General features: G+C 59.6%; 20 protein-coding genes. 11 read left to right on the forward strand and 9 right to left on the reverse strand.

What is annotated here, in order from left to right; translation table 11 throughout:
- Positions 1 to 20: 20 nt before the first annotated feature.
- From ACZCWR_RS28645 to ACZCWR_RS28655, 3 genes are all read left to right on the forward strand, one after another.
- On the forward strand, positions 21 to 1349 hold the full coding sequence (locus tag ACZCWR_RS28645) for a glycosyltransferase (RefSeq protein ID WP_487306177.1): 1329 nt from the start codon (positions 21 to 23) through the stop codon (positions 1347 to 1349).
- Complete coding sequence (locus tag ACZCWR_RS28650; protein ID WP_487305044.1) at positions 1243 to 2499, forward strand: glycosyltransferase; 1257 nt, start codon at positions 1243 to 1245, stop codon at positions 2497 to 2499. The genes ACZCWR_RS28645 and ACZCWR_RS28650 overlap by 107 nt, the downstream gene beginning before the upstream one ends.
- Before the next feature lie 115 nt (positions 2500 to 2614).
- On the forward strand, positions 2615 to 4432 hold the full coding sequence (locus ACZCWR_RS28655; RefSeq protein ID WP_487305045.1) for an alpha/beta fold hydrolase: 1818 nt from the start codon (positions 2615 to 2617) through the stop codon (positions 4430 to 4432).
- On the opposite strand, the gene ACZCWR_RS28660 is transcribed toward ACZCWR_RS28655, so the two are convergent.
- The 5 genes from ACZCWR_RS28660 to ACZCWR_RS28680 form a co-directional block, all read right to left on the reverse strand.
- Positions 4420 to 6885: a glycosyl hydrolase 2 galactose-binding domain-containing protein gene (locus tag ACZCWR_RS28660; protein ID WP_487305046.1), complete on the reverse strand. Its 2466-nt coding sequence runs from the start codon at positions 6883 to 6885 to the stop codon at positions 4420 to 4422. The two genes, ACZCWR_RS28655 and ACZCWR_RS28660, sit on opposite strands and share 13 nt — an antisense overlap.
- A gap of 64 nt (positions 6886 to 6949) precedes the next feature.
- Entirely contained in the window at positions 6950 to 7936 is a 987-nt protein-coding gene (locus ACZCWR_RS28665; RefSeq protein WP_487305047.1) for a DUF1839 family protein, read from the reverse strand.
- On the reverse strand, positions 7933 to 8994 hold the full coding sequence (locus tag ACZCWR_RS28670) for an amino acid--[acyl-carrier-protein] ligase (RefSeq protein WP_487305048.1): 1062 nt from the start codon (positions 8992 to 8994) through the stop codon (positions 7933 to 7935). The genes ACZCWR_RS28665 and ACZCWR_RS28670 overlap by 4 nt, the downstream gene beginning before the upstream one ends.
- Before the next feature lie 5 nt (positions 8995 to 8999).
- Positions 9000 to 10271 (reverse strand): acyl-CoA dehydrogenase family protein, encoded by a 1272-nt coding sequence (locus ACZCWR_RS28675; RefSeq protein WP_487305049.1) that lies wholly within the window; start codon positions 10269 to 10271, stop codon positions 9000 to 9002.
- Entirely contained in the window at positions 10268 to 10516 is a 249-nt protein-coding gene (locus ACZCWR_RS28680; protein ID WP_487305050.1) for an acyl carrier protein, read from the reverse strand. The genes ACZCWR_RS28675 and ACZCWR_RS28680 overlap by 4 nt, the downstream gene beginning before the upstream one ends.
- 384 nt (positions 10517 to 10900) lie before the next feature.
- Between ACZCWR_RS28680 and ACZCWR_RS28685 the strand changes: the two genes are divergently transcribed.
- Together ACZCWR_RS28685 and ACZCWR_RS28690 are read left to right on the forward strand one after the other, a co-directional pair.
- Positions 10901 to 11617, forward strand: coding sequence for a YdcF family protein (locus ACZCWR_RS28685; RefSeq protein WP_487305051.1), 717 nt, complete (start codon positions 10901 to 10903; stop codon positions 11615 to 11617).
- Between the two features lie 112 nt (positions 11618 to 11729).
- Entirely contained in the window at positions 11730 to 12269 is a 540-nt protein-coding gene (locus ACZCWR_RS28690) for an HD domain-containing protein (protein WP_487305052.1), read from the forward strand.
- On the opposite strand, the gene ACZCWR_RS28695 is transcribed toward ACZCWR_RS28690, so the two are convergent.
- Entirely contained in the window at positions 12233 to 14914 is a 2682-nt protein-coding gene (locus tag ACZCWR_RS28695; RefSeq protein ID WP_487305053.1) for an excinuclease ABC subunit UvrA, read from the reverse strand. The genes ACZCWR_RS28690 and ACZCWR_RS28695 overlap by 37 nt on opposite strands.
- 145 nt (positions 14915 to 15059) lie before the next feature.
- Between ACZCWR_RS28695 and ACZCWR_RS28700 the strand changes: the two genes are divergently transcribed.
- Positions 15060 to 15302, forward strand: a complete 243-nt coding sequence (locus ACZCWR_RS28700; RefSeq protein ID WP_487305054.1) for a hypothetical protein — start codon at positions 15060 to 15062, stop codon at positions 15300 to 15302.
- A gap of 48 nt (positions 15303 to 15350) precedes the next feature.
- Here the strand turns inward: ACZCWR_RS28700 and ACZCWR_RS28705 are convergent, their stop codons facing one another.
- Positions 15351 to 15734: a hypothetical protein gene (locus ACZCWR_RS28705; RefSeq protein ID WP_487305055.1), complete on the reverse strand. Its 384-nt coding sequence runs from the start codon at positions 15732 to 15734 to the stop codon at positions 15351 to 15353.
- A gap of 500 nt (positions 15735 to 16234) precedes the next feature.
- Between ACZCWR_RS28705 and ACZCWR_RS28710 the strand changes: the two genes are divergently transcribed.
- The 3 genes from ACZCWR_RS28710 to ACZCWR_RS28720 all read left to right on the forward strand — a co-directional run bounded on the left by ACZCWR_RS28710 (position 16235) and on the right by ACZCWR_RS28720 (position 19287).
- The gene (locus tag ACZCWR_RS28710) at positions 16235 to 16993 is read left to right on the forward strand and encodes a FadR/GntR family transcriptional regulator (protein WP_487305056.1); all 759 of its coding nucleotides are present in this window, start codon (positions 16235 to 16237) and stop codon (positions 16991 to 16993) included.
- 375 nt (positions 16994 to 17368) lie between these two features.
- Complete coding sequence (locus ACZCWR_RS28715; protein ID WP_487305057.1) at positions 17369 to 18454, forward strand: glycosyltransferase family 4 protein; 1086 nt, start codon at positions 17369 to 17371, stop codon at positions 18452 to 18454.
- Complete coding sequence (locus ACZCWR_RS28720) at positions 18451 to 19287, forward strand: polysaccharide deacetylase family protein (RefSeq protein WP_487305058.1); 837 nt, start codon at positions 18451 to 18453, stop codon at positions 19285 to 19287. The genes ACZCWR_RS28715 and ACZCWR_RS28720 overlap by 4 nt, the downstream gene beginning before the upstream one ends.
- Here ACZCWR_RS28720 and ACZCWR_RS28725 read toward each other — a convergent pair.
- Positions 19277 to 20098: an alpha/beta fold hydrolase gene (locus ACZCWR_RS28725; RefSeq protein WP_487305059.1), complete on the reverse strand. Its 822-nt coding sequence runs from the start codon at positions 20096 to 20098 to the stop codon at positions 19277 to 19279. The genes ACZCWR_RS28720 and ACZCWR_RS28725 overlap by 11 nt on opposite strands.
- 182 nt (positions 20099 to 20280) lie before the next feature.
- Here ACZCWR_RS28725 and ACZCWR_RS28730 point away from each other — a divergent pair, with 182 nt between their 5' ends.
- Together ACZCWR_RS28730 and ACZCWR_RS28735 are read left to right on the forward strand one after the other, a co-directional pair.
- Complete coding sequence (locus tag ACZCWR_RS28730; protein ID WP_487305060.1) at positions 20281 to 20913, forward strand: carbonic anhydrase; 633 nt, start codon at positions 20281 to 20283, stop codon at positions 20911 to 20913.
- Between the two features lie 81 nt (positions 20914 to 20994).
- A complete protein-coding gene (locus ACZCWR_RS28735) occupies positions 20995 to 22578 on the forward strand; it encodes a SulP family inorganic anion transporter (protein WP_487305061.1) in 1584 nt (527 codons plus the stop codon).
- Positions 22579 to 22582: 4 nt separating this feature from the next.
- Here ACZCWR_RS28735 and ACZCWR_RS28740 read toward each other — a convergent pair whose 3' ends face one another.
- Complete coding sequence (locus tag ACZCWR_RS28740; RefSeq protein ID WP_487306178.1) at positions 22583 to 23368, reverse strand: anti-sigma factor family protein; 786 nt, start codon at positions 23366 to 23368, stop codon at positions 22583 to 22585.
- Positions 23369 to 23373: the final 5 nt, after the last annotated feature.

Below are 23373 nucleotides of genomic sequence, written 5' to 3' on the forward strand. Positions count from 1 at the left end.
TCGTGGGCGGCGCCGAGGTGATGGTGCATGCGCTTGCCGTCGAACTCAAGCGGCGCGGTCATGAAGTGTCGATCCTGACGCTTTCGAACACGCGCAAGGGAGCAAGCGAAACGCGTGACGGGCTCGATGTCCGCGTGTTGCCGAATCTCAATGTATATGACCAGTTCGAGCATGCCGAGCGCGGACGAATCGTCAAGATGCTGTTTGGCATCGTCGATATATTCAATCCGCTGATGTTCGCGCTGACATGGCGGCGTTTGAAGACGCTCGCGCCCGACGTGCTTTGCACCAACACACTCAAAGGTATCGGTCCTGCACTGTGGATCGCGGCACGCCTGCGCGGCGTTCCGGTCGTGCATGTAAACCACGATTACTGGCTGACCTGCCCGCGTTCTACGATGTTCAAAGGCGACCATGCTTGCGCGACGCCTTGTGGCGACTGCCGTGCAGTGTCGCGTCCAAAGGCATGGCTTTCGCGTTTCGTGGATCGTGCTGTCAGCGTGAGCCGTTTCGTGGACGAGCGTCATCGTCAGGCGGGGTTCTTCGCGCATGCCGAACCCATTGTCATTTATAACGCGCCGGCATTGATGCGTGAAACACGCTCGGAACCGCGCTCAGAACCTCGCAAGCCGGGAAATCCCTTTAAAGTAGGCTTTATCGGCAGAACGGATAAAACCAAGGGAATCGAGCAATTCTTTGCAAGCGTCGCGGCCGCCAATGTGGCCGACATTGAAGTGCATATAGCTGGAAAGGATAACGAACAATGCGTTCCGGGACTGATCGCGCGTTATCCGCAACTCAATGTGAAGCATCATGGCTTCATGAAGCGCGAGGACTTTTACGGACTGGTCGATCTGGTTGTCGTGACGTCGATGTGGGCCGAGCCGTTCGGTATCGTCGCCATCGAGCCGTGGGAGTTTCATAGACCTTCGCTGGCCTTCGCGTCGGGCGGCTTGCCGGAAGTCTTTGCGCGCTTGCCCGAATTGATCGTCCCGCGCGGCGATGTCGAGGCTCTGGGCGCCTCGATTGCGAAGCTCGCGCGCGACACCGAATTCTATGCGGAGATGGCGCGACGCTGCCACATCGAGCGCGGGCGTTTCCTGCCGCGCGATCAGGTGAACGAGTTCGAACGTATTTTGATTTCAACGGCGAAGCGAGACGCTGGAAAGGCGCGTCCGTCAATCGCCGATAACAATTTAAATAAAGACCAAGCGAGGCGTATTCGCAAAGACGGGATCCAACATGAGAATAAAACGCGTGTTGATGGTGATGACCCGGGATATCCCGGAAGCGGCGACCAACGGCCGCGAGCGCACGCTGCGCTTCATTCGGGAGGCGATCGGCAGTGACATCGAACTGCATGAATTCAAACTTCGTTCGGTGTTCGAAACACCGGGTGCGCTGCCCAAGCTAGGCGCTTTTGCGAGGCTTGCGCGAGGTGTCGTGTCCGGTGCGCCGTGCGCGTTGCAGGTGGCGATGTTTTCCGACCGCCGTCACACGACAGCCCTCGCGCAGGCGATACGCACCATTGGTCCCGATGTGATCTATATCGATGGCATTCGGCTGGCCGATCATTTGCCGCACATCTCGCGTCTGGCCGAAGGGCGGCCCATCATCGTCGACTTCGATGATTTGATGTCGCGGCGCGCGACGGCCTTGCTGAGCGCCAGCATGCCGCTTTCGGCAGGCTATCTCACTCGGTTCATCCCCGCGCCCGTGATGAACGCAATCAATTCGCGATTCATGCGCGATGTGCTATTGCGTTACGAAGCATTCTGCCTGACGCGTCACGAGCGAGACGCCGTGGAAGCCGCCGATGCGGTCACGCTGGTATCCACGACGGACGCTGCCGCGCTGGGACGCGCGCTCGACGCCCGCGCGATCCGCAAGGTACACGTCATCGCGCCACCGGTCGCGACCGTGCGTGGCCTGACTCGGCCGCTCGATCCGGTGCGCTTCGTGTTCATCGGTTCGGACAGCCAATTACAAAATCGCTTGTCGATCGAGTATTTGCGCGACCTCTGGCAGCGCAGCGCGCCGGATATCGAACTGGTGATCTACGGGCGCATGGTGCGTCAATACGAGCCCGTGCCTAACGTGCGCTTTGCAGGCTTCGCGCCTTCGCAAGCGGATGTCTACACGGAGCATTCTCTCGCGTTGTGTCCGGCATTTCTTGCGGGTGGCATCAAGTCCAAGGTCATGGAAGCGATTGCACACGGCTGCGTGCCGGTCGGCAATGCCCTTGCGTTCGAAGGGCTGGGCTTCGACGATCCCGCGCTTGCCATGAACGAAGCCGAATTCGAGAGCTTCGTCGCCAATCCGTGGCCGCACATGGATTCGGTGCTCGAAGCAGCCACGCGCTTTGCCTCATGGTGCGAGACGGAGCATAGCGTGGCTGCATTCACCGCACGTTGGCGCAATCTTTTGAGTCTTCCGCCCGCCGCGTCGAAACAACCGGCGCCGTCGAGCATTCCTGCACATCAGGCGTTGCGTCTGTAATCGCACTGTAAGTAAAGATTCAAAGAGACATCATTCATAACTAAAGCAGGCGTCGCGAGACCGAGGGCATTCAGCCATATTTCTCGCGCGTCCTGAGAGACAAGGACGACACAAAATGAAGCCTATCGTCTTCGGAGGACGTTTTGGTTGGCTGCATGCCGGTGCGAGTCGACGCGGCGTGGTCCTGTGCGGCACTTATGGTCACGAATCGGTCTGGACGCGCAACGGCATGCGTCATCTCGCGGATGAGTTGTCCGCGCGAGGCATCTGGGTCTTGCGCTTCGATTACCTGGGAACGGGTGATTCAGTCGGCATGGACGACGATCCCGACCAGTTCGATACTTCGGTGTGCGACATTCACGCGGCGATAGACTTACTCAAGTCGCAAGCGAGTGTCGAGCATGTGAGCTTATGCGGCTTTCGTCTCGGTGCGACATTCGCCCTTGCCGCGGCCTTGCAAAAGCCCGTGGACGATCTCGTGCTGCTCGCGCCGGTCGTGAGCGGGCGCACGTATATGCGCGAGCTTTCGGTTGTCCGAAAGACCTGGCTCGAACAACTCGCGCCGCCGCTGCGTGCGGTACAGCAGGAAACGCCGCTCAACGTGCTGGGTCAGGTCTATTGCGATGGGTTCAGGCAAGCGCTGGAAAAGACAGATCTGGTTGCGGACCTGAAGCAAAGCACACAAGCGCCCGCAGGCCGGACCTTGGTGATGCAAGCGCGCCTGAGCGCAAACGATCCTCTGAGCGAAACGCTAAAGACGCTGGGCGTGCAAACCGATACGAGACTCTTTGAAGACTTGACCGGCTTTGCTCAGGAAACGGCTTTCTCTGTTCTGCCTGAGCGTTCCCTGGCCAATGCCGTCGAGTGGATGTCTCAGGGCAATGAGCGCGGCCTGCCATCGCAAGTGGATATGCAGGCGGCCAACGATATCACCATCGAAACGCCCGAAGCGGTAGAGCGCCCGGTATGGTTTGGCGATCAAGGTTTGTTCGGTATCCTGTGCGAACCGCGTTCGATGACCACGCGCGCTCCGGCGTACATCCTCGCCAATACGTCTGCCAGCGCGCATGTCGGCGATAGCCGGTTGTCGGTTCGCATCGCGCGGGATCTCGCTCGTCGCGGTATTGCATCCTTGCGTATCGACGCGCGCGGTCGCGGCGACAGCGCCACCGCTCCGGGCGTCACGACCACGGCCAAATCTTTTGCCAGCATTTACGATCCGGTTGCAACGGAAGACACGGCGACCGCCGCGCGCTGGCTTGCGTCGCAAGGCTATAAAACCATCTTCACGTTTGGTATTTGCTCCGGGGCCTATCACGCGTTCAAGGCGGCGATCGTCGAGAAGGCCATCACAGGCGTGGTCGCGGTCAATATGCCGACGTTCAGGAAGCCTGAGCCTAAAGCGCCGGATGCACCACGAGAAGCGGCTCGAAACTCCATGGCCGGGTATGCCATTTCAATGCTCGATCCGAAGAAATGGAAAACGGTGTTGAGCGGCGAAAAGAAACTCATGCCGGTTATTCGTTTTGTCGCAAACAATCTGCTGGCGCGGGTCCGTTCGCGCGTGATCGACACGCTCAGGCTCGACGCACTGGGCAGCGTGTCGCCGGAGCGCGCAACGGAGCCTTCCGCCATGATGCGCGTGCTCAACGCAAAAGGCGTGAAAACCGTGCTCGTGCATGGCGCTTTCGACGCAAGCATGGATGTGATCGCCGCGCACTTTGGCGCACGTGGCGCGCGGCTTTCGCGTTTTGCGTCGGTTCGCATGGCCATTTTCGATGATGTCGATCATGCCTTGTTCAATCCGGCATGCTCAGCGCAAGTGATCGCGCTTTGCGAGGACGTGATCAGGAAAGCGGGTGAGCAGGCAGTGGAAAGCAAAGCGTCCGTTGGCACGCCCGCCGTGTCGTACAAGCGCCGTCACGCGCGATAGGACGCCGGTCTCGAAGCGTTGATGGCCGTGACTTCTCCCTCGGGCGCGGCGCGCACGTTCGCATGCCGCGCAACGAGTGGGACTCTCCGCGTGTACCCCGGCGCGAGATGAAACCAGTCGGCGCGCGCCCGGTAGTTCGAATCATTGACATGAACCCAACGCGCGAACTGTGCGGTTTCGACGACGAGGCTAAAGCCTTGCGCATCATTTTCGACCGCCACGCTCAAGCCGATATCGCGACGCTCGCCGATTGCCGGATCGGGAAAATGAAACGCCTCGGAAATCATTTTCGACGCTTGCGTGTCGTGCAGCACGACATGCGATACGTCATGCGCCCGTGGTCCGAAGCGATAAGCATAAGCAATATCGAAGAACGCACCGAGCAAGCGCGAAGAAGACATGCGCTGCACGCTTCGCGGCGGCATCACGACATCGCATGCGCCGCCCGCGACCTTGATCGAACCTTCGCGCAGACATGCAAGCTCAAGGCGTGCGCGGATCTCATGCGCGGTTTCATTGACGAGATGAATGTCCAAGCCGTCCAGGCCTTCGTCGGTGATCAATACCTGTATGGGCTGAAGCACACGCGCCATCCCGTGCAACGCGCTCTTGGGCACGCCCAGCACATCGATCACGCCCCAGCCTGCGCCGGCACGTAAATCGAGCAGGTTCCACACGATGCCGCCCGCGCATGTCGAACCGCTTCGACGCCACTCCGAGAAGACCGCGCCCATGACTTCGGGCACGACCGCGCGAGACAGTTCGAGATAGCGCTCAGGGTCTTCATAACGAAGCCGCGCGACATCGAGACCATAAAGCGCGCGGAGATAATGTTCGCGCACATCGTCGAAGTCCCACGCGGAGCCGGGATCGCGCGGCACGCCTGCTTTCCAGCGCGGCTCGTGTGCGCGCGACGCATTGAGCGTCGATCGTAATGCCTCATCGTCGGGCACGTTCGCGAATGCCAGGCACTCCGAAGCGAAACGCACTTGCGCGCGGCGCGCATCGTCGAAAGGGCGTTGATAGGCACCCACGCCATAGTAATGCGTGATGCCCCCGCGCGTGCCAAAGGGCATCGACACCGTATCGCCCGGCGCCGCGCTCGGTGAATTGACGACATAGGGCACATCAGGCCGTTGCGCGGCCGCGATCGACGGCAGCAGTTCGGTGAAAAGGCTCTGCTGATAAGCGTCGAACGGCAGTCCAAGCATGGCTGCCTGCTGATGCACTTCGCTTCCGCCGCACAGCACCGCAAGCGATGCAAAGCGGCGCGTGCGCGTGAGAAATTGCGTGGCTTCCTGCTTCACGGTGCGTTCGAAGGCATCGTCGCTCGGATAGTCGAAGTTGGCTAACGCGAAGTCCTGCCAGATCATGATGCCGTGCGCATCGGCCACTTCGTAGAAAGTGTCCGACTCGTAGAGCGTCGTGCCGCTCACGCGGAGCAGATTGAATCCTGCATCGCGACAGAGGGAGAACAACGCTTCGAGCTTGTCGCGCGGTGCATCGAGTGAAACGATATCCGCCGACGTCCAGCATGCGCCGCGCGCAAACACCGGCACGCCGTTGACCACGAGCTGAAAGCCAGCATGATCGGCGCCGCGGTCGACTTCAATCGAACGGAAACCTACGTTGCCCAGCAAGTGGCCGGATAACTTGACCTCGTATAAAAAGGGCTTTCCGTGCGTATGCGGCCACCATCGTTCGACGTTTTTGACGAACACGCGGCCATGGGCAACAGAGTCGTCTTGCCATTCGAGTTCGGTTTGGGCGTTGCCGCATTCGATCAAGAGTACGGAACGTTTTTGTGGATGGAGAAAGCGCACGGTGATATCGAGCGCGCCATCGTCGCCGATGATACTTGTTCGCATGTCGATGCCATCGACACCGATCCATTCGATGCTTCTCCACGGCCCCGCCGGTTGAATCGCGGGACACCATCCGGGCATATGGCCGAGCAAGGTCGTGCGGACGTTGCGCAATGTCGCAGGCTGCGCGAGCTTGGGACGCCAGCGCGCGCGGCCCCGTTTCGCGGCAAGCGCGGGCGTAATCGAGCGAAAGCAAAGGAAGAGGGTGGCTTCGCCATTCAGTTCGATATCGATATCGTGTGTGACGAACATCGATTCGGAATCGAGCAGCTTCGTTTCATCGAGCCAGACTTCAGCGATGGTCGCCAGGCCGTTGAAGCGCAATCGACGTGTTTCATTGCCATTCACACGCACGCGATACCAATGGTCCGCATGCGCGAAAGGCTGCGCGAGCGCTTCGATATTCACGCCCGCTGCACGATGCGCAGACGCCACGGTGCCGGGCACAGGCGCATCGATCCAGTCCGTGAAGGTATCGAGCATGGCGGGCGTTGCACAAGCGCCCGCAGGCGTGCTCACGCATTGCCAGCCATCGACGATGGCATTCGATACAAACGGATTCGAGGCGTCTTCAGCCGCGCCGGACATGCGTGTTCCTTTGATCGGGAAAGTCTTGCAAAGATAACCCAGGCGGACCGAGTCCGCCGGGGCTTCAAAGAAAGTGCGCGGAGAGCGGCTCGATGGTCTTGTCGTAGGCCGCTTCCATTGCGCCCAGACATTCGGTGCAGGCATCCGTGCGCGAACGCATGCGCGCACGCGCGAGACGGAATTGCATCACCATGGCTTCACTTGCGATGGTTTGCGCGCTGGTCTGTATCTCGACGGGCACGCTCATGCCACGTTCGTTGAGCCATGCAATGTACTTCGCGAGAAGCTCGAAGTTAAAGCCGAGCTGACGCAGCACATTGAACGTATAGAGGTGATAGTAGGAAGGATCGCGTTCGAGCAAAGTCTGCAAATGATCGGCGAATTCCGCGCGCCAAAGCGTGACTGGATTCGACGCAGGCCGATCCATTAACCGCAGCTTGAGCAGTTCGATAGAGCGTTGCACGAGTGCTTCGCCTTCGAGCGAGGGACGTGCACGCTTGACGAACTCGACATAAGGAAAGAGCGCTTGCACATCGCTGGCGAGGCCCGGTTGCAGCCGGAACACGCCATCGTAATCTTCGCCTTCCAAAGAGAACTGACCGGCGTTATGAAAATAGGTAATACGCTTTGCAGCAGGATCGATCGACGTGACCGCGATGGTCGTCTTCGTATGCGTTTGACGATAAGCCGTCACGCGTGTATCGGGCAAATAGAACGAATCCACCTCCGCCACGACGACATGCCCGCGCTTGACCTGCTCCAGCGTATGCGCTTCGAGCGTGTCATAGATGGCAAGCTCTTGCGCCTGCAAGCCATAAAGCCGCGCGATGTCGTCGAGCGAGAACTTGGGGAAGGTGAACTGATCGCCTTCGAACGTCTGCGTCACGGTAAAGCCAAGCGCCGCGTGTGGATCGCAGCCGAAGTAATGCAAGAGTTCGATCCAGAGATCGACATAGCAATTCGTCTCGATCCACACGCGCTCGCCGCGATGCAACGCATGGCGGCTCGCCTCGTCTTGCGATGGCGCATCGGCGGGCGTTCGTGCATTCATGCGCCAGCGCCCGTTTTAGCGAGGCCCGCTTCGATCAGCGGCTTTGCATCGCCCCACAACAACTGACGCACGCCTTCGGGCCATGCATCGACATCGAGGCCATGATGACGGAACAGGCCGAGCGTGGTTCGCTCCATGCCGAAGCCCACGCACGCCGTATGCGCGACTTCGCCATTGGCCTGACTGATATGCCACAGTTCGCCGAAATGGTCCTGATGATAGTTGAACGACAGGCACGCGGTCGGACGGTCGGGCGTCGCGACAGGCACCAGCAATTCGAACTTGAGCTGTTGTTCGCGCTGGCTGTCCGCGACGATCTTGCCGCCACGACCGAAGAACGGATCGTTGGCGAGATCGATTTCGAACGGCAATTGCAGCAGGTTCACGAGCAGCGAACCGCGTTCGATCCACTTCTCGCGGAACGCCATGACTTGTTCAGGACTACCGACGCGAATATATTCGCGCATGCGGAACATCTGCATGCGGCCCGGATCGATCGACGGCTCATGACGGAAGCAATACGAGAATGCGTCGAAGATCGCGCCATCGGCCGCGAGATTGCCGCGCTTGGCGACGAGCGGATAGATCGGATAGCAGGCAGCCGGCGTCAACACGAGGCGCGTGGGCTTTTGCTGATCCATCCAGTCATCGGAGCGTTCTTCTTCTTCGCCGATATGCACGATCTTGTCGAGCGCTTCGAGCAGACGATGATGTCCGCGATCGTTGCCCTGAAACGAATGCACGGTGCCCGCGAGATTCGGGAAGCTCTTGAGGTACTCGCTGTCTTCGAAATCGCGACGACGCATGGCGGGCGGAAAGCGCAGCACTTCCGCGTGCTGATCCGCGCCCAGCAGCGTGATGGCCTGATTGAGCCGTTCGATGACATCCTCGAACACGGCGCTGCGGCCATAGAGTCCGTCTTCGCCCGTGTCGATCAGAAGGCCCGCTTCGATCAGCCGGTCGCGCAAGGTGAGATCCGATGCGTTGTACGGCGCTTTCTCAGTGTGTGATTGTGCTTCGGCCTGCTGCATCGCGGCCTGTTCGTTCGGCATGTTCATGATCGTTATAAGGTCCCTGTGGCGGTACGTTGCGCAAGAAGCAGATTCGCAGTGTTCAACTCGATACGGTCATTGCTGATCATGAGCGGCGCGGAATGCAGATCGCGCAGATGGCGGCCCACGCTGAACGGCGTGTCGTTCTTGTAGCCCGCCATGCCGCAAATCATGAGCGTCTCCTGCACGACTTGCACGGCTGCTTGCGAGATCGCCAGCTTGAGCATGTTGAGGTCCGCATTGATACCGATGGACGCAGACAGCGGCGCATCGTTGTCGTCGCTACTGCGGCCCGCGCGCGCGGCGCTGGCGGCTTCCACATTCGCGAGCGATTCGCGCAGACGTGCCTGCATCAGCTTGATCGTGGTGACCGTCTGAGCCAGCCGCGATGCCGACGGCGGCAATGCCCCCGGTTTGCCGCGCGCCTGATTGCGAAAGAACGCATGGGCGCGGTTCACTGCATCGCTGGCAATGCCGCACCATACAGAGGACCACAAAGTATGGGAAACGGGCAGCATGCTTTCGTCGGCGATCTTGGCGAACGGGTCGGGCAGGATCTGTTCGGCCGTACCTTTGGCGACGAGTCGATGCCCTTCGCTGCACGTGCCGCGCATGCCGAGCGTGTCCCACGTACCGCGTTGTTCGAGCGTCAACGTGTCGTTCGGCGCGACAATCAATACTTGATCCGATGCGGGTGCGTCCGGATGACGGCGTGCCGTGACGAGAATGCAGTCCGAGTACTTGCCATAAGAGATGGTCGGCGCGAGCTTCTCGATGCTGAACGCGTTATCGATCAAATCGACCGCGCATGCGCTCGTGCGCATGTTTCCGCCGATGTTTTCTTCCGACGTGGCGGACGCCAGCAGCAATTGTTCATCGACCATTCGCGCGAGAAATGCGCGCTGCCAGGGCACGCTTACACCATGATTGACGATGCATACGACCTGGCTCTGATGCATCGCATAGATCATGGCAGACGAAGCGCAGCCCTGCGCGATGATCTCGCACACGCGAGCCACGCCCGTGAGTGCAAGACCGTCGCCGCCGTGTTCGCGCGGAATCATCGCGGAAAACAGGCGTTCGGCGCGCATGGCGGCCACGGCTTCCATGGGGAAGCGCGCTTCGCGATCCACGCTGTCTGCATTTTTCGCGGCGACCGCGGCTACGCGGCGTGCTGATTCGAGCAGCTCCGCTTCGGTTCGCGGGCTGCGTGCGGCTTGCGCGTTATCGGAACTCTGAGCGGCGCACCGAGCCGCATCCAGCTCCTGCACCGGGGCGTTCATGCGTCCGCCTGCGAGCGTAGCTCGTCGACGGCGGCAGCGAGCGTATCGACGCTCGAAAACAGCCGGCGCGTGAGCATGTGATCGGGAATCTCGACGTTGAACTCGTCTTCGATCGCCAGCATCACGTGAACGGTCGCGAGCGAGGACAGGCCCGCGGCGTAGAGATCGTCGCTGTCGGAGAGCGTGTCGATCGGCACGTCGAGTCGTGCGGACTCGGCAAGGATGCGGCGCAATTCAGTTCTCATTTTTTCGGTTCCTTGTACCTGGCCAACGGTGCGGCCTTCGAAGCGTGGTGGCGTGCTGCTCGGAATGCCACGCTCTGAAGCCAACAGGGCGGTGTTCGTTTTCGTCAAGTCAGTTTCACGAAAACCCTCGCACGCGCCGTCGAGGTTTGTTTGATCGTATTTAACGAATTCCGGGGGGAATGCGTCCGTGCGATGGCGCACGGTGGTCGTTCTTTGGCTCAAGCACTTGGTGTGCTAGCTCGCCCACGCTTTCTTCAGCGAAATTGCTTCAGACTGGCGTCAGCCTTTAACGACGAGCTTTAGGCCGGCCTTAAACTTCATTCCTTGCAATTTCCATGCTTGGTCGCAAGGTAATTGAAACCTAAACGATTCAAGGTAAAGCAATTGGTTCTGATCTGTCTGCTGCTGTTCTTCGTTGCATTGTTCATCTTCTGGCGCAAGCGCCGCCTGGCGATATTTCTCATTGCGGGCACCGTGTTCTGGGTGCTTGGCAGCTGGCTCGCGGGACCGTTGGTGCGTCTGGCGCAAGTAGGTCACGACACCACGCGATGGCCCCAGCTTGCGCCACGCGCCGCGATCATCGTGCTGGGCGGCGGCACGGAGATGGACCGCTCGCAGCGTCTCGTCCCCAAGGGCGACTCCATGACGCGTGTCGAGCTAGCCTCGGCCATTTACAAACGCTGCATCGACATGGGCTATCACTGCACGGTCGTCATGAGCGGTGGCAATCCGCAGCATCACACGCAAAGCGAAGCCGATTTGTATGGAGGCTTGCTTATCGATGCAGGCGTCAAGCGTGACGATCTCATTCTTGAAGATCAAAGTCTGGATACATATGAAAACGCGCGCAATACGTACAACATCTTGAAGACGAGGCAATACGATACCACTGTGCTCATCACTTCATCATTGCATATGCGTCGTGCGCTGCTTTCCTTTGAAGCATTCGACATGCATCCGCAGCCAGCGGTTGCATTCGTGCGCAATCCAAAATCGTGGTGGGTGCCGCATCCCGAAGGATGGATCGATTCCGACAGCGCCTTGCATGAAATTCTTGGCGATGCGCGATTCATCGTATGGAGATGGCTCGGTCTTTACTAAGGCGAATGGCTTGAATGGCTTATATGTGATCCTTTACGACAACGAGTCGCTAAGCCCGGATTTAAACTCACGGGCGAAGCGTCGTCGTGACGCGCATTGAGGATTGTTCAGCGTGAATCAAGTCATTCGAGCCATTGCCTTCGCGGCAGACAAGCATCGTAATCAGCGTCGCAAGGATGCGCAGGCATCGCCTTATATCAATCATCCGATCGCTTTGGCCGACGTATTGGCCAACGAAGCGAATATCTCCGATGAAACCGTGCTCGCCGCTGCCGTGCTGCACGACACATTGGAAGATACCGATACCTCACACGAAGCCTTGCTGGATGCATTCGGGCATGAGGTGGCGAAGATCGTCGCCGAAGTAACGGACGACAAAGCGCTGCCGCGTGAAGAACGCAAACGTCTGCAGATCGAGCACGCAAGGCATATCAGCGATGGCGCGAAACTCGTCAAGCTCGCCGACAAGATCTGCAATGTGCGCGACATCATTTCAATGCCGCCCGCTGACTGGGACGCGCCGCGCAAGTGCCAATACTTCGAATGGTCGCGCCGCGTGGTGAATGAACTTCGCGGCGTCAGTCCCTTACTCGAAGCGTTGTTCGATGCAGCCTATCAGGAAGGGCTGGCGCTCGATGCATCGCGCAGATAGCTTGCGGTCTTGCTTTGGGCGTTCCGCGCGGCGACGTCCGGCGTTCCGGCGACCACGATCTTCCCGCCTTCCTCGCCCGCACCCGGACCGATATCGATGATCCAGTCGCTGCGCGCCGCCACGCGCATGTCGTGCTCGACGACGACCACGGTATTGCCCGCATCGACCAGACCCTGCAGTTGCGTCATGAGGCGATCCACGTCGGCAGGGTGCAGGCCCGTGGTGGGTTCATCGAGGATATAGAGCGTGTCGCCGCGATGCGCGCGTTGCAATTCGGTCGCAAGCTTGATGCGTTGCGCCTCGCCACCGGATAGCTCGGTGGCGGGCTGGCCCAGTCGCAAATAACCCAGACCTATGTCGCGCAAGACGGCAAGCGCGCGCATGATGTTCGGTTCGTCGGCAAAGAACGCGCAGGCTGCGTCGACGCTCATGGCGAGGACATCGGCGATGGTCTTGCCGTGCCAGGTGATTTCGAGCGTTTGCGGGTTATAGCGCGAGCCGTGGCATGTCGAACACGAGGTATAAACACTTGGCAAGAATAATAATTCGACGCTGACGAAGCCTTCGCCCTCGCATGTCGGGCAACGTCCTTGCGCCACGTTGAACGAGAAACGGCCTGCGCCATAGCGGCGTTTTCTCGCGGCGGGCGTATCGGCGAAAAGCTTGCGCACGTGATCGAACAAGCCGGTGTAGGTAGCCAGATTCGAGCGCGGCGTGCGGCCGATCGGTTTTTGATCCACGCGCACGTGACGCCGGATGGACTGCATGCCGCCCGCGATGCGGCCGTCGGTTGGCGTGACGGTCGTCGCGAGCAACGGGTCTTGTTCATCATCGTCGGTTTCTTCCATTGCCCGGCCGAGATGTTCTGCGACCAGTTCCGGCAACGCCTGACTCACGAGGCTCGATTTGCCCGAACCGGAAATGCCGGTGACCGTCGTGAAACAACCCAACGGAAACGAGGCATTGATGCCATGCAGGTTGTTGCGCGTGATGCCTTCAAGTTGCAGCCAGCCTCGCGGCGTACGAGGCTTGTTTTCAGGCGCTTCGTGCGTCGCGAACAGATGCTTGCGCGTCTGCGATGCCTCGATCGATGCCAGCCCCGCTGGCGGCCCGCTATACAGCACTTCGCCGCCGCCTTCTCCCGCGGCCGGTCCGACATCGACGAGCCAGTCCGCGCGGCGCATGGTGTTCAGATCGTGCTCGATGATAAAGAGTGAATTGCCGGCGGACTTGAGGCGTTGCAGCGCGGAAAAAAGCGCTTCGCTATCGGCCGGGTGCAATCCCGCCGAGGGTTCGTCGAGCACATACACCACGCCAAAGAGTTGCGACGAGAGCTGCGTGGCCAGTCTCAACCTTTGCAACTCGCCCGATGACAATGTGGGCGTTGCACGATCGAGCGAGAGATAGCCAAGCCCGAGATCGATGAGGGTGCGAAGGCGCTCGAGCAATTCCGCCGCGATACGCTCGGCGGCAGCGCGCTTTTCGTTCGAGAGATTGGGCGTGCGCCGCACGTCGGGTGCGGCCTTGTGCGCAGAGCCGCCTTCCGCGACGCGTTTAGCGGTTGCGGCTCGCCGCGCTTCTCTGGAGAGCGTACTTTTTTCCTTACGTTCGTCATCCGGCCACGCACCCTGCGCGATCGGCTCAAGCATGGTTGCAAGCCGCCCTAAAGGCAAATGCGAGAAATCGGCGATGTCGAGGCCCGCGAACGTCACCGTCAACGCTTCTTTCTTGAGCCGCTTGCCGCCGCACAAAGCGCAATCGCTGCCGACCATGTAGCGCGACACACGCTTTTTCATGAGCGCGCTTTGCGTATGGGCGAAGGTATGCAGCACATAACGTCGCGCGCCGGTGAACGTGCCCTGGTAACTCGGCTCCGCGCCACGCTTGAGAGCCGCTTGTGTTTCCTTGGGCGACAGGCCCGCGTAGACCGGCACGGTAGGCGTCTCCTCGGTATAAAGAATCCAATCGCGATCTTTCTTGGGCAAATCGCGCCAGGGCTTATCGACGTCGTAACCCAGCGTGACCAAGATATCGCGCAGGTTTTGTCCATGCCACGCAGGCGGCCATGCCGCGATGGCGCGTTCGCGAATGGTGAGCGAGTCGTCCGGCACCAGCGATCGTTCCGTGACTTCGTACACGCGTCCCAAACCATGACAGACAGGGCACGCGCCCTGAACCGTGTTCGGCGAAAAGTCCTCGGCATACAGCATGGGCTGACCCGGCGGATAGCTGCCCGTCCTCGAATACAACATGCGCACGAGGCTCGACAGTGTCGTCACGCTGCCGACCGATGAGCGCGCACCGGGCGCTCCACGCTGCTGCTGCAACGCGACCGCGGGAGGCAGCCCTTCGATGGAATCGACTTCCGGCACGCCGACCTGCTCGATCAGCCGCCGCGCGTACGGCGCGACCGACTCGAAGTAACGCCGTTGCGCTTCTGCATACAAAGTGCCAAAAGCAAGCGACGATTTGCCCGATCCGGACACGCCCGTGAAGACGACGAGCGCATCGCGCGGCACGTCTACATCGACATTTTTAAGGTTATGCTCACGCGCGCCGCGAACGCGCACGAAACCTGCTGATGAAGCGCTCGGGGCGTCTGGCGCGGACTCTTGTTTTTTGAGGGTGGCGTGGCGGGCATCCATGAGCGGGCAAGGTGGGACGGTGGCGAAGGAAAGAGCTGGACGCACACCGCGTGCCTTGCCATCAAGGCTGGCCGTTGCTCCTTGGTTTTATGAATTTTGCATGCGAAATCAGCATCAAGCCAATCAACTTGACGGGAGGAAAGCAATGAGGATCGGAAAACTGACGGCTTTACTGGCGTTGTCGGCCGGCGTGGCGTTGAGCGCGACGGGCGCGATGGCTCAGGCCGGCGGCAATGGTAACGGAGGTTCGGGCGGCGGCAATGCGCACGGCGCGGCGACGGCCGCACCGACGGCGGGCGGTGACAATACGTCCACGCCGGGCAGCACGCGCAAGGGCTTCCACTTCAAGCACAAGAAGAAAGCCAAGCCGGCTGATACGGCTCAGTAACGTCAAGGCGGGTTCACGCGGCGCGCACAGGACGCGCGCCGCTTTACCTCAGGCGTCTACGTCATCCGTGCCGAGCCGCGAGAAGATGTCGCAGACAATGCGCATCTCGCTGTCGTCGCGAATGCTCACCATCACTCGCTTGAGGGCGTGAGCATCACTGTCGTCATGGTAATTCGGTATGGGAAGGATATCGTCATGAGAGGCGCCGACGATTGGAAAGCGAAGATCGTCATAAGCGTATTCGGCGGTGATCCACTGCGTTGGCGCACTCGTGCTGAGTTCCATGTGCTCCATGCAGGGCTGGAAATCCGCGAATCCGATCATTTCGGCGATACGAACCCGGTCGCCCGCGATCCCTTCCGCTTTCAGGTCTTCGAGTGCTTCGTCCAGTTTGCGGGAACCGAAAATTGCCCCTGACACCTCGCGCATCATTGCTTCTCCTTGCCCCATCGTTGACCCGTTGCTGACTCATGACTCCAATGCTTTCGATGCCGGCCTGACGCGCATTGAACGCCGCGGCCAACAGCCGTGCCGCGCGACGCTTCGAACCACGAACCGACCGGCTTACCGCGACAGAGCTCGCGAGTGCGCGAGAAGATGGCGAATCCAACGGAGGCGGACCTGGATTCGCGAGCCTGATTTCCGAGTGACTTCCAAAAGGGAATGCGCAACGGGCCATGTGCGTTGGCCGCCGTGCGCTTTTCACTTCATGCGGTACATGAACTTTACGCCGCAAGAAACGGTTTTTCAATGGGTTGTTTTGGCCCTAAGCCACTGATCGGCCAAGGGTTTTCGACAATTGGCGCGGTCGATCGAAGTGCATTCAAAAGTGCATTTTGCGTTTTGTGTTTTACATGCAAGAGATGCGTCATCGTACAAGTGAACGCGGCACCCCTATAATGATTCGTCGTGCATACACTCATCGCCCTGATATGTCTTCGTCCCTGACCAATGGCACGCTGCGCCGCTCCAAAAATCTCACCGAGGAGGTGGTATCCGAACTCTCGGAAAGAATTCGCAGTGGCGCGCTCAAGCCGGGCGACAAGTTGCCGACCGAATCCGAGATCATGGCGCAATTAGGCGTTAGCCGAACGGTCGTGCGTGAGTCCATCTCGCGCTTGCAGGCTGGCCGGCTCGTGCAGACTCGGCATGGTATCGGCACATTCGTGCTCGAAGCCAGCGATCACGACCGCTTCCAGATTGAAGCGGAAGGTGACCTGACCGTGCGGGACGTCATGGCGATTCTCGAGTTGCGTATCAGCCTGGAAGCGGAAGCGGCGGGGCTTGCCGCCGTGCGCCGCACGGACGACAACCTCACGCAAATGCGACGGGCGCTGGATGAATTCGAACGGCACATCGCGCAAGGCACGGGAAACGCCGTGGCCGCGGACGTCGCGTTCCATCTGGAACTCGCCAAAGCCACCGGCAACCGGTACTTTCACAGCATCCTGAGTCAACTCGGCAACACCATCATTCCGCGCACACGGGTGAATTCCGCAGCGCTCGCGCATAACGATCCCGCCGGCTATCTCGATCGCGTGAACCGCGAGCACGAGGATATCTATGACGCCATCGAGCGGCGCGACCCCGAGGCCGCGCGTGCTGCCATGCGCATGCATTTGTCCAATAGCCGCGAACGGCTGAGGCGCGCGCAAGAAGCGGCGGCGAAGGCGGGCGATGCTCCATCGTGATTCACAAAGATTCTTTAGTGCTTTCTTTAGCCTTTCTTTTTTCAAACACATCGACCATCGCGTGCAAGCATTGAACGTTTGCGGCGTCGAAGCTCTCACCATCCTTGCGTAAGCACCTGAAACTTAGTCAGGTATCTCAAGAATCTTCTTTCAATCCACGTAAGATCGCGCAGCGCGGCCATCGCGCGCAGTTGCGCATTCATTCGTGACGTCTCCCGCGCCAAGCGCTAAAGCGGCCGGGAATTTCGTTCGCCAGACCCGTTCGGGCCTAAAGACTCCCTTGAATTTCCCTTACGACTCACGCATGGGCAGCAAGGCAATTAAATTATTACCAAATATTCGGCCTTGTCAGCGCCGGAGTTTTCGGGGAAGGTTTTGAAGATCTTGCATAGCGAGTCGTCGAAAGGCTGGGGCGGACAAGAGATCCGTACATTGAAGGAAATGGTGGCGTTGCGAGATTCGGGGCATACGGTCGAACTCGTTTGTCCCGGCGATGCGCGCCTCGGCATACGCTGCAAGGAATTGGGTTTTGCAGTCCATCAGGCGCGGATGCGCGGCGGCGGCGATATGTCGTCGATGCTGCGTGTCAAGGCGCTTCTGCGCAAGCGCAAGTTCGACGTACTGAACACACACAGCGGCCACGATAGTCTGGTCGCGGGCACCGCGGCGCGTCTTGCCGGCACGCCACTCGTCGTGCGCACGCGTCACCTCGCATTGCCGATCAGTTCGCTTGCAACTTATAGCTGGATCCCGCATCGGGTCATTGCCGTCAGTCACTTCGTGAGACGGTATCTGATCTCGGCGGGCGTGTCGGAAAAACGAGTCCACACGATCTACGACGGTATTCCAAGGCACGAGCCCTCGGGCGAATCCACGCTGCGGGCCGAACTCGGTCTCGGGGCGGACGCGATGATCGCCTGCATGGTGGCCATCATGCGTGACGGCAAAGGTCACGAGGACTTGATCGACGCCGTGCGTCCGCTGCTCGGCACGCATCCGAATCTCCATGTCGTGATGGCGGGCGATGGACCGTGGTTCGAACGCATACGAGGCATCGTCAGAAGCCACGGGCTCGCATCGCGCATCCGTTTGCTGGGTTTTCGCACCGACGTGCCCGACATTCTGCGAGCCAGCGATCTCTTTGTCTTGCCCACACATCAGGAAGCGCTCGGTCAGGCCTTTATCGAGGCGATGGCAGCGGGCTTGCCCGTGATCGGCACGCATGTGGATGGCGTGCCCGAACTCATTCAAAACGAAGTGAACGGGTTGCTCGTGCCGCCGCATAATCCCTTGGCTCTGCGAAATGCCATCAGGCGGATGATCGACGATCCATTACTGCGTCAGCGTTTGCGTCGCGAAAGCGTGCGCATCACGGAGCGCGGGTTCACGGTCGGCGACATGGCGCATGAAACCGCGCATTTTTATCGTCAGGCGCTCAATGAGCGGGGGCATCGCCGATGAGCGCGCGTGCCGTGCCCGTGCTCATGTATCACCACGTCAGTACATCGCCTGGCATGATCACCGTGTCGCCCAGACACTTCGCCGCGCAGATGGAGTATCTCGCGAACGCGGGTTATCGCACGCTCGGTGCGCAGACCTTGGCCGCATTTTTGCGCGGTGAGGACGTGCCGGAAAAGTCGCTCGTCATTACCTTCGATGACGGCTATCTCGACAACTGGGTTCATGCGCATCCCGTATTGGAACGACTTGGCTTGACCGCGCTTTGTTTTCTCGTCAGCAGTTGGCCTGGCATGGGCTCCGTGCGAACCCACGCGTCGAATGCGAAACCGGCAGCCTTGCCGCCGTTGCTCGATCATCATTCAGGAGAACGCGCGATCGATGCAGGCCGCGCGGACGACGCCATTCTCCGCTGGTCCGAGATAGAAGCCATGCGCCAGGCAGGCACGTTCGAATTTCATAGCCACACGCATACGCATATACGTTGGGATCAGGTCGCGAAATCACGCAATGAAAAGCGGGAACGCTTGCAGGAAGATTTGGCCACTGCGCGCGATACCTTGAAGTCGCGATTGGGCGGCGTGTCGAATCATCTTTGCTGGCCCCAGGGCTTCTACGACGACGATTATCGCGGCATCGCGCGCGACGCGGGCTTTGAGAATTTCTATACATGCCATGCGGGCACGAATTCCCATGCGGGAACACGCGACATGACCGGCGAGCGTTCGATCAACCGGCTCGAAGTGCGCGACCGGCCGGCATCCTGGCTTGCTTCGCGTCTGTGGGTACACAGCCGTCCATTTCTTAGCAAGGCTTATTTGAGCATTAAACGCTAAGGACAGAGCCGGATGCAACGAGCGATTCAATAGCAAGATTAACCAGCGCGGGCGCATCCCGATGCGGCGAGTGTCTGCAATTTTCGAGCTTGAGCAGGCGCGCATGCCCGACGGATGACTTGATCTTGTCGAGTTGCGACATGGAAGCATACTCGTCGTCATGGCCTTGAATGGCGAGCAGCGGACGCCTTATCGTTTTCAGTTCGGCCGTGATGTCCCAATCGCGAAAGGCCGGCAAAAGCCACACATCGTTCCAGCCATAGAAGGCCGAATCCACGTCGTCGTGATAGGCCTTGAGCTTTTCGCGCAGCAAGGTGGTTTCATAGTCCGATCTGACTTTGGCGATCGCCTGCGTGGTCATGTCTTCCACGAATACGTGGGGTGCCATGACTGCCAGGCCCGCCAGGGAATCGGGAAATGCGCTGGCATAAAGCAATGCAATGGTGCCGCCGTCGCTATGTCCAACGAGCCACATGCGCTTACGTTCGGCATCGCTGAGATGCAGGGCATCGAGCAAGGCCGGCAATACTTCGCACGCCTGTTTTTGCAAAAACTCGACGGGCCACTTTTCTTCTTTGGCACGCGCCGTTGAGCGGCCATACCCCGGCCGTGAATAAACCATTCCACGGCACTTCAGGTGTCGACACAATTCCTGCGGCCAATCCTTCCATAGCGCGACCGAACCAAGCCCCTCATGCAGGAATACGGCAATGGGCGCATCCACGCGCCATGCGTCGATCCACCGATACTCGATACGCACAGGGTAAGGGCCGTAATCCAGTTCGGCAAATAACGTATCGCTTTGGCTCATGGCGCAACAAAGAATTTAAGAAGACGCAAGCGTAACAGACACATGCCACGCACCAATCCGGCGCACCATCTCCCATTTTTTTCTCTGGACGATGCTGAACTTTTTCTGCGAAAGTAATTCGTAAGGTATCCGCTGCGCTGCACTAATGCGTGCGGCCCCACATCGCTTCCGGAGAACAATGCATGAATCGACCTAAACGCATGCTGGTGGAAAACATTGCCTGGGCGCGTGAAACCGCACATGGCGATGCGCAATTCTTCCCGCGCCTGGCGCAAGGACAAAGCCCGAAAGTGCTTTGGATAGGATGTGCGGACAGCCGCGTGCCGGCAGAGACGGTCACCCATGCCAACCCGGGCGATTTATTCGTTCATCGAAACATCGCCAATCTTTTCTGTCCTGCGGACGACAACACAATGAGCGTGCTGGAATACGCCGTACGCGTGCTGAAGGTCGATCACATCATCGTATGCGGGCATTATGGATGTGGTGGCGTGCGCGCTTCGCTCCTGCCGCTTTCCAGTGAATTGCCGCATGTCAACCGGCGTATCGCGCCGCTATGCGCCTTGGGCGAGCGTCATCGCGCCGAACTTGAATCGTTGTCCGAACTGGATGCGCGCACCAACCGGCTGGCCGAACTGAACGTGCTCGAACAAGTTCGGTTGTTGCGCGAGACGCTGATCGTTCGGGATCGGCCAACGCCGCCGTTGGTGCATGGCTGGATCTTCGGCCTTCACGATGGATTGCTGAACGTGCTGTCCTCAGGATATGAGGACGAAGCCGTCGCGCTCGATACAGAGCGGCTCCAGACCGCCTGATCATAGAAGCGCCTACCCGGGCAACACCCATGCAGCGTCGCCAAACGTGACGCCGCAGGCCCCACTTCATCCAGAACGAACATGAATTCAAGCAAATTCCTTAGTGATTTTCCGCGCGACATGTTCGCCGGGACCGTTGTTTTTCTCGTCGCCATGCCGCTATGTCTCGGCATTGCGAATGCATCCGGCGTGGAGCCTTTCGCGGGGCTTTTGTCGGGCATCATCGGCGGACTGGTGGTGGCGGTCCTGAGCGGCTCGCAATTGAGTGTGAGCGGTCCGGCGGCGGGTCTCATCGTGATCGTGGTGGATGGCATCGCGGGGCTCGGCGGCAGTTTCTCCGCTTTCTTGCTTGCCGTGCTGCTTTCCGGCGCCATTCAATTCGGCTTTGGTTTGCTCAAGGCGGGCCGTTTTGCCGCCTATGTGCCTTCGGCGGTCATCAAGGGCATGCTTGCTGCAATCGGCCTTTTGCTCGTCATCAAGCAGATACCGCTCGCAGCGGGCTTGGCCAACGAAGGCGCGCCTGCGGCAAGCGGCGCAGGCGTGCTCGACACGCCCTTCGGCGCGATTTCGATAGCGGCATGCGCCGTCGCCATCATCTCGCTTGTCATGCTCGCTAGCTGGGAGACGCGCGCCATGCGACGCTTCGCCCTCGTGCGTCTGGTGCCGGCGCCGCTCGCTGTCGTGACCGCCGGTATCGGCGTGACGCTGTTGCTCGATGTGTTCGCGCCGGGACTGGCTCCGCCCGCGCAGCATCGCGTGGCGTTGCCGTCGCTCGAATCTTTCTCTGCATTGACCCAGGCATTCGAATTGCCAAACTTCGCCCAACTGATCAATCCCGATGTCTGGCGTCTCGCGGTGACGCTCGCCATCGTGGCGAGTCTGGAAACATTGCTAAGCCTCGAAGCCGTCGAACAACTCGATCCGAAAAAGCGCTCCGCGCATCCGGATCGCGAACTCAAGGCGCAAGGAGTCGGCAACATGATTGCCGGTGCAATCGGCGCATTGCCGATCACGTCGGTGATCGTGCGTAGTTCCGCCAACGTGCATGCAGGCGCGCAAAGCCGGTGGTCGTCTTTCATTCATGGAGCGTTGCTTCTTTTGAGCGTGTTCGCGCTGACGAGCATCATCAATCTCATTCCGCTTGCCTGTCTTGCTGCTATTCTGATCTTCACGGGCCTCAAGCTTGCCAAGCCTTCGCTTTTCATCGCTATTGCGAAACAAGGCTTCGGACGCTTCGCGCCATTCATCGTGACCATTGCCGGCGTATTGATGACCGACCTCCTGATGGGCATCGTGCTGGGTATCGCGTGCAGTCTCGTGCTCGCCGTGCGCGCCAATCTCACGCGGCCGATCACGATCGCGCAGCACGACGATCATTATTTGCTCTCTTTCCGCAAGGACGTATCGTTTCTGAGCAAGGTCGCGCTCAAGCATCATTTGCGCGGCATTCCGTCCGGTTCAACGGTGATTCTCGATGCGTCGCGCGTGGACTATGTCGATCCCGACGTTCGTGAACTCATCGACAAATTTGTGGAGGACGCGCCCGCCCGTGGAATGCACGTCGAATGCAGGCAAATGCCTCGTGAACGTTCGCACATGAAAATGAGCGGATGGCGCTTGCGTGATAGTGGTCGTACTACACCGGCGCAACTCAAACCCGAATAGTCCTTTAGCCAGGCGTCGATGCGGTCAATTGCGCATAAACATGGTGCGCGAGTTCGAGCATGATCTGACTGTCGATGCCTCCTGAGATGGCGTAGTCAAAGCCGCCATCGACCCAATAGAACACATTGACGGGTCCATCCTGGCTGAGTTTGAACGTAGTCATGTCGGTGCCGGGCAAGCGACGCGAAATACACAAGGTAATGCGTTCGCCCCGGCCATCGCGATACATGAATTGCGCGATCGGACCGTTGCTGCCCGGAAGAAGACGTCCGCCCGTCAATTCAAAGCCACTCGTGTCAAGCAGTGGAGGATGCAAACCAATGCCGAGTTTGTCGGACACGTATTGCGCGAAGTCTTGCTCGCGATCGCTTCCGAAATCAGCGGGCCGTTCGACAGAAGGCATGTAGACGACATGCGCAACAGTAGCCTGATGCACAAACGCCTCCGGTCCAATGCCGGACCGACCTGACGATGGGCTTATCTGCATGCCCGCGGCGACGCCAATTAAAAGGCCAAGCATAAGCGCCGCCGCCCATCGCGGCCATTGCGCGCGCAGGAGTCTGCATCGTTCTTGCGAAAAGAGCAGGCGCGCAGGAACAGGCTCGTTCATGACCCGGTCGTAACGTTCGTGAATCATATGGTTGAGCAAGAAATAATCGCTCACGCGGGCAGCCAGCGAAGGATCGATTTCAATGGCGCGCTCTACTCGGGCACGCTGTTCGCCGGAAAGCGCGCCGTCCACGTAGGCGTGCAGGTCTTCTTCGCTCACCGGGGCTTGACGCTCGTTCATCGTAT

This window comes from Caballeronia sp. A2-2, assembly GCF_057612605.2.